Origin of the sequence: Rhizobium sp. L9 (genome assembly GCF_002531885.1) — a bacterium.
Classification (GTDB): Bacteria; Pseudomonadota; Alphaproteobacteria; order Rhizobiales; family Rhizobiaceae; genus Rhizobium.
This window is the reverse complement of sequence record NZ_NWSZ01000065.1, coordinates 1-5,364: the sequence shown is the minus strand read 5'-3', so window position 1 is coordinate 5,364 and position 5,364 is coordinate 1. Positions and strand designations below refer to the sequence as shown.

3 protein-coding genes and 2 pseudogenes are annotated in these 5,364 nt (G+C 59.3%); 3 read left to right on the top strand and 2 right to left on the bottom strand.

All coding sequences use genetic code 11. The annotated features are described in order from the left end of the window. Positions 1-77: 77 nt before the first annotated feature. Positions 78-854 (bottom strand): annotated as a pseudogene (locus CO660_RS32055) (ISNCY family transposase); the annotation flags it as partial. A gap of 115 nt (positions 855-969) precedes the next feature. Then, a pseudogene (locus tag CO660_RS32050) lies at positions 970-1,212 on the bottom strand (biotin/lipoyl-containing protein); the annotation flags it as partial. A gap of 626 nt (positions 1,213-1,838) precedes the next feature. Between CO660_RS32050 and CO660_RS32040 the strand changes: the two are divergent. The 3 genes from CO660_RS32040 to CO660_RS32020 all read left to right on the top strand — a co-directional run. Further along, a complete protein-coding gene (locus CO660_RS32040) occupies positions 1,839-2,567 on the top strand; it encodes a carbonic anhydrase (protein WP_029532496.1) in 729 nt (242 codons plus the stop codon). 972 nt (positions 2,568-3,539) lie between these two features. Beyond that, positions 3,540-3,884 carry an IS66 family insertion sequence element accessory protein TnpB gene (gene tnpB / locus CO660_RS32025; protein WP_003592504.1) on the top strand — a complete coding sequence of 115 codons (345 nt, stop codon included), beginning with the start codon at positions 3,540-3,542 and terminating at the stop codon, positions 3,882-3,884. A 74-nt stretch (positions 3,885-3,958) separates the two neighbouring features. Beyond that, positions 3,959-5,364: IS66-like element ISRle3 family transposase (locus CO660_RS32020; RefSeq protein ID WP_097601849.1), on the top strand; the 1,406-nt coding region annotated here is incomplete at its 3' end.

Below are 5,364 nucleotides of genomic sequence, written 5' to 3'. Positions count from 1 at the left end.
GGCTGGTCGAGCAGCGATCTCGATGCACTCATGCCGTGGAATTACGCGCGCTGAACGGTCTCAGCTTGCCGCTTACCCTGCAGCGTCCGGTTCATCCGCTCGACACGGCCTTTGGCCTGGCTGGAGTTTGCACAGAGAATCTCGATATTTAGCTCCGAGAGTGCCCGCCCGAACTGGGTCATGCCCTGGCCACCCTTGGCATCCTTCTTCGTCACCCGGAACACCGAGTGCTTGTCGGAATAAAAGGCGATCGGCGCCCCGTGCTGCTTCAGATAAAGCTCAAGTGCGTCGAAATAGCTGAAGGCGCTTTCCGAGCGCACGAAGCGCAGCTGCATCAACCGGCCCGTCGCATCATCGACGAACACCAACAGCGAGCACGGATCTCCACGATCTTCGAACCAGCGATGCTCGGACCCGTCGATCTGTACCAGATCGCCATAGGCTTCGCGCCGCAACCGCGGTTGATGAAACGTCCGCCGCTGCTTGCGTGACAGCCACAATCCGGCCTGCGTCATCCAGCCGCGCAACGTCTCGCGCGACACACGCAAGCCATCGCGCTCGGCAAGCTTCTCGGCCGCCAGCGTCGGACCGAAATCCGCATAACGTTCACGAACCAGCGTCACCGCATAATCGCGAACACCATCGCTGATCCGGTTGTTCGACGGCCGGCCGATCGCCTTGTGGCGGATCGATGCCGCACCGGTCGTTCTGATGCGATCCAACAGCCGCCGCACCTGGCGCTCGCTGAGAGCAAGCACATGCGACGCCGACACCATCGTCATCCGCCCGTCGGCAACCTTCGACAAAACCTCGATCCGCTGCAGGTCACGCTCGCTCATCGCAATCAGTCCCATCCGCTTGTCTCCCGCGCCATCAAACGCGGGGAGAGTGACATTCCAACTTTGCAGAAACAGGACACTTCAACTTTGCGCCTACAGCACCAAATAGCATAATCAACGTTATGGAACTTTACGCTGAACCGGCCGCGATAGTTACAAGCAGGTCCTTGGCATCGATCTGGTCGCCGGCTTTGACGAGAACTTCGGCGATCGTGCCGTTCTCCTCGGCGTGAATTGCCGTTTCCACCTTCATCGCTTCGGTCGACACCAGCACATCGTCGGCATTGATCGCCTGTCCGGGCGACATAAAGACGCGCGAGATGGCGCCCGGCATCGGTGCGCCGACATGAGCGGCATTGCCGGGTTCGGCCTTGGGTGCGAAGACGGCGGCCGGTGACGCTGAGGAATTTTGCGAGCTCTTGCTGTTGGTTCCTCGCGGACCCGAGCCGCATCTCGTTGTGCACCTAACCGGCTCGGCTCACGTGACAACAAACACAAGAACATCTGGTTGTTTCTATCAAGTTTGGCGCAGGAGGCGCAGGAGGAAAATCAACATGACTGTCGCGGCTAGGCCCATGATTGCCAAAGCGTATAGGCCTGTAGAAAAACCTCCGGGCTGACTACGGAGATACCCTATAACGAACGGCCCCACAAATGCTCCTAGGTTCCCGAGTGAGTTAATGAATGCGATCCCGCCGGCGGCAGCGGAGCCACTAAAGAAGCAGAAGGCAGCGCCCAAAGGGTCCCTTGCAACCCAATATGCCGCGCATGAGCATCCCTCGCCAGAACCCGTCAGGGCCGGGTTGATCTACCGTACGGCCGGGGCAATACTCCAGGATTGGCTTAGCTCCTCCGATGCGTCAAAATTCCGCTTGATGAGTGCCATATCAAGGCATAACCAATCGGCCATTCTCCGATTCCCGGAGAATTGCCGGACATGACTTGGAGCAGGTGCCATTTCTCCGCAGCCATCCCGGATATTGCAAAAGGACCGATACCATGTGCTTTGAATGCAATTCCTCCCCACTCAGCCGTCGCTCCCTGCTGAAATTTGCCGGCATCGGAGGCGTGGCCGTCATGACTGCAGGCTTTGACATGACCATGCCGGCATTCGCCTCGAACGCTCCCGCCCTCCTGCCGGATGAAGCACTGGCAAAACTCCAGGAAGGCAACAAGAAATTCGTCACCGACACGGAAGCCTGCGCCGCCAATATTTCCAAGCGCCGGCAGGACGTCGCCAAGAGCCAGGCACCTTGGGCGATCGTGCTGACCTGTTCCGACAGCCGTGTCGTGCCGGAACTTGTATTCGGCGGGGTGACGCTCGGCGAACTCTTCGTCGCCCGCAATGCCGGAAACGTGGTCGACACCGATGTGCTCGGCACGATCGAATATGGCACCGAACATCTGCATGCGCCGCTGATCGTCGTCATGGGCCACAAGCGTTGCGGGGCGGTCTCCGCCGCCTGCGAGGTCGTGTCCAAGGGCACCAAGCTCGATGGCTCAATCGGCAAGATGACCCAGCCGATCCTGCCCGTGGCTTTGGCGGAGACCGATCGCGGCGACAATTTTGTCGACAAGACCGTCCATGCCAATGCCTTCAACGGCGCCGAGCGCATCCTCACCGAAAGTGCGATTGTTTCTCGCCTGGTCGAGGAAGGCAAGGTGAAGATCGTGCCCGCCTATTATGATCTCGATACCGGCGTGGTCGATTTTCTGCACAAGGTCTGACCTACGAGGCGACTTCATGTTGCCGACGGCTATCCGCGGGCGCCTCGTCGCGTTCGCGGAACCATAGTCGCTGATGACCCTTGCCGCCCGCAGCATCACCCGGCGGGTTACGCGGGCCGGAGCTGAGGTCGCGAGCTGGCTGCCTGGGCGACGCTCTTCTGGAAATTTCCGACCATACGCCTGCGCAATTTGGTGAGCTCAATCGACAGGTCCGACAGCTGCGCGATGACATCTATCGGAACCTGGGCAGCTGGGCCGCGCCCTCCTGAGCCAGTACAAGGACATAGGCGTCGCTCGTTTCAAAGAACGCGAGACAATCGGCCTCCGGCAGGATCTCAACAAGATCAAGACGGCGAAACCGCCTGTGGAGCTTGAACGCAAAGGCGCGATCTGGGTTCAGCCAACCCTATTCGCTGAATCGAGTATCGCGCCTGGAGGCATAACGGAAAACTACGGCATCGAAACTGGCCGCATTGATCGAAGATTGGTACGAACCGTGAAATTGACGTAAGCGACAAGCTGACCCCATCTGGCGTCAGTAGCGTTGGCCGCTGTATTGCGGACAGACGATTCACAAACTGTGAGCTTCTATGTCTGCGCCTAGCTCTGGAACTAGAAACTTCCATATGATCGAGGCTGTTCCGGAACGGCTTGAGGGCGCCCCACGGCAATTTCGGCGCCGCTGGTCCGATGATTTTAAAGCGCGGGCTGTGGCTGAGGCAATGGAGCCCGGCGCAAGCGTCTCAGCCATTGCGCATCGCATCGGCATACATCCCTCGCAGCTATTTGGCTGGCGTCGTGATGCTCGTGACGGACAACGATCTACCTCGCAAATCGGGCTGGTCAGACGGAGACTGGGACGATTGGCACACGTGCGATGATCGAGCTTATCATCGGCGACGTCGTTATCCGGGCCGACGCAGATATCGGCGAAGCACACCTGCAGCGGGTGATCCGAGCGGTGCGGTCGGCATGATCCCGTCCGGCGTGAAGGTCTTTCTTGCGAGCCATCCCATCGACTTCCGAAAGGGGCCGGACAGCTTGCTTTCGCTGGTACGGGATGCTGGCAGTGATCCGTTCAACGGTGCACTTTATGTCTTTCGGGCCAAGAGAGCAGACCGAGTCAAGATCGTGTGGTGGGATGGCTCCGGCGTTTGCCTCTATGCGAAGCGGCTGGAAAAAGCCCAGTTCTGCTGGCCCCGGATCGGCCATCATCGCGTCCAGCTCAATCATGCCCAGCTTCTGGCTTTAGTCGACGGAATGGACTGGAAGCGGGTTCGATCCACGCCGGTGAAGCCTCCCGAGATTGTTGGGTAAAACCGCTGCGGCGAAGTGAATCAGGTCCCTGAAAGCATGGGCGGAGCGCGGCAAAATATGCTCTGATCATACCCATGACGCGGCCCGAGATTGAGCTCCCGGATGATGTAGAGGCTCTCAAAGCCATGGTTCTTGCCATGGCCGCAAAAGCAGCCCGCGTCGAGGCTTTGGAGAAGCAGGTTGACGATCTAGAGGCCCGCAACGCGGACGCCGATGAGCGCATCGAGCGGCTGACGCAGATCCTGAAGGCTTTCGATCGCGCCCGATTTGGCCGACGCTCGGAAAGGCTTGCATCATCCACCGTCGATGACGAGCAGCACGCCTTTGTCTTCGAAGAGATCGAGACCGGCATTGCGACGATCAAGGCTCAGGTCACGAAAGGCCGCGGTAGCGCGGACAGCAAACGCGCTCCGCGGCCACGCAAGGGCTTTGCGCCTCATCTTGAGCGCGTCGAGGTCGTGATCGAACCGGAAGAGCTTCCAGAACATGCAGGTAAGACCAAAATCCTGATTGGAGAAGACGTCTCCGAGCGGCTGGATGTCGTGGCAGCGAAGTTCCGTGTCATCGTCACCCGTCGGCCGAAGTATGCCTTTAGGAACGAGGATGGTGTCGTCCAGGCGGCGGCTCCGGCACATATCATCGAAGGTGGCATTCCAACGGAAGCACTTCTGGCCCAGATCGCCGTTTCCAAATATGCCGACGGGCTGCCACTCTATCGCCAGGAAGCCATCTACGCACGCGACAAGGTCGAACTCGACCGCAAGCTGATGGCTCAATGGATGGGCAAGCTGGGGTTCGAGCTCAATATCCTCGCCGACTACATCCTCGATGAGATCAAGAAGGCCGAACGGATCTTTGCCGACGAAACGACCTTGCCCACACTTGCACCTGGTTCCGGATCAGCGAAGACGGCATGGCTATGGGCGTATGCCAGGGATGACCGGACTTTTGGGGGCAGCGGTCCACCGATGGTAGCCTATCGCTTCGAGGACAGTCGAGCCACCGAGTGTGTCGCACGACACCTGAGCGGCTATCGTGGAATCCTGCAGGTCGACGGATATGCCGCTTATAACAAGCTCGTCCGGAAAGATGGAGGCAATGACAGCGCCATCCTGGCCGGCTGTTGGTCGCACAGCCGGAGAAAGTTCTACGAGTTGCATGTCGCAAAGAGCTCGAAGGTCGCTACAGACACCGTCGAGCGTATGGCGAGGTTATGGGAGATCGAGGAGCGTGTGCGCGGCCAAAGCCCTGAAGCTCGTGTCGCTGCACGCCAGGAGATCTCCGCAGCGATCGTCCGTGACCTCTTCACTCTCTGGCAGGCGACCCTGCCACGGGTCTCTGGAAAATCCAAACTCGCCGAAGCTCTGCGGTATGCCATCTCGCGTCGAGACATCTTCGAGCGCTTCCTGACCGACGGCCGCATCGAACTCGACTCCAACATAGTCGAGCGAGCAATCAGACCCCAAGCGATCACGAGAAA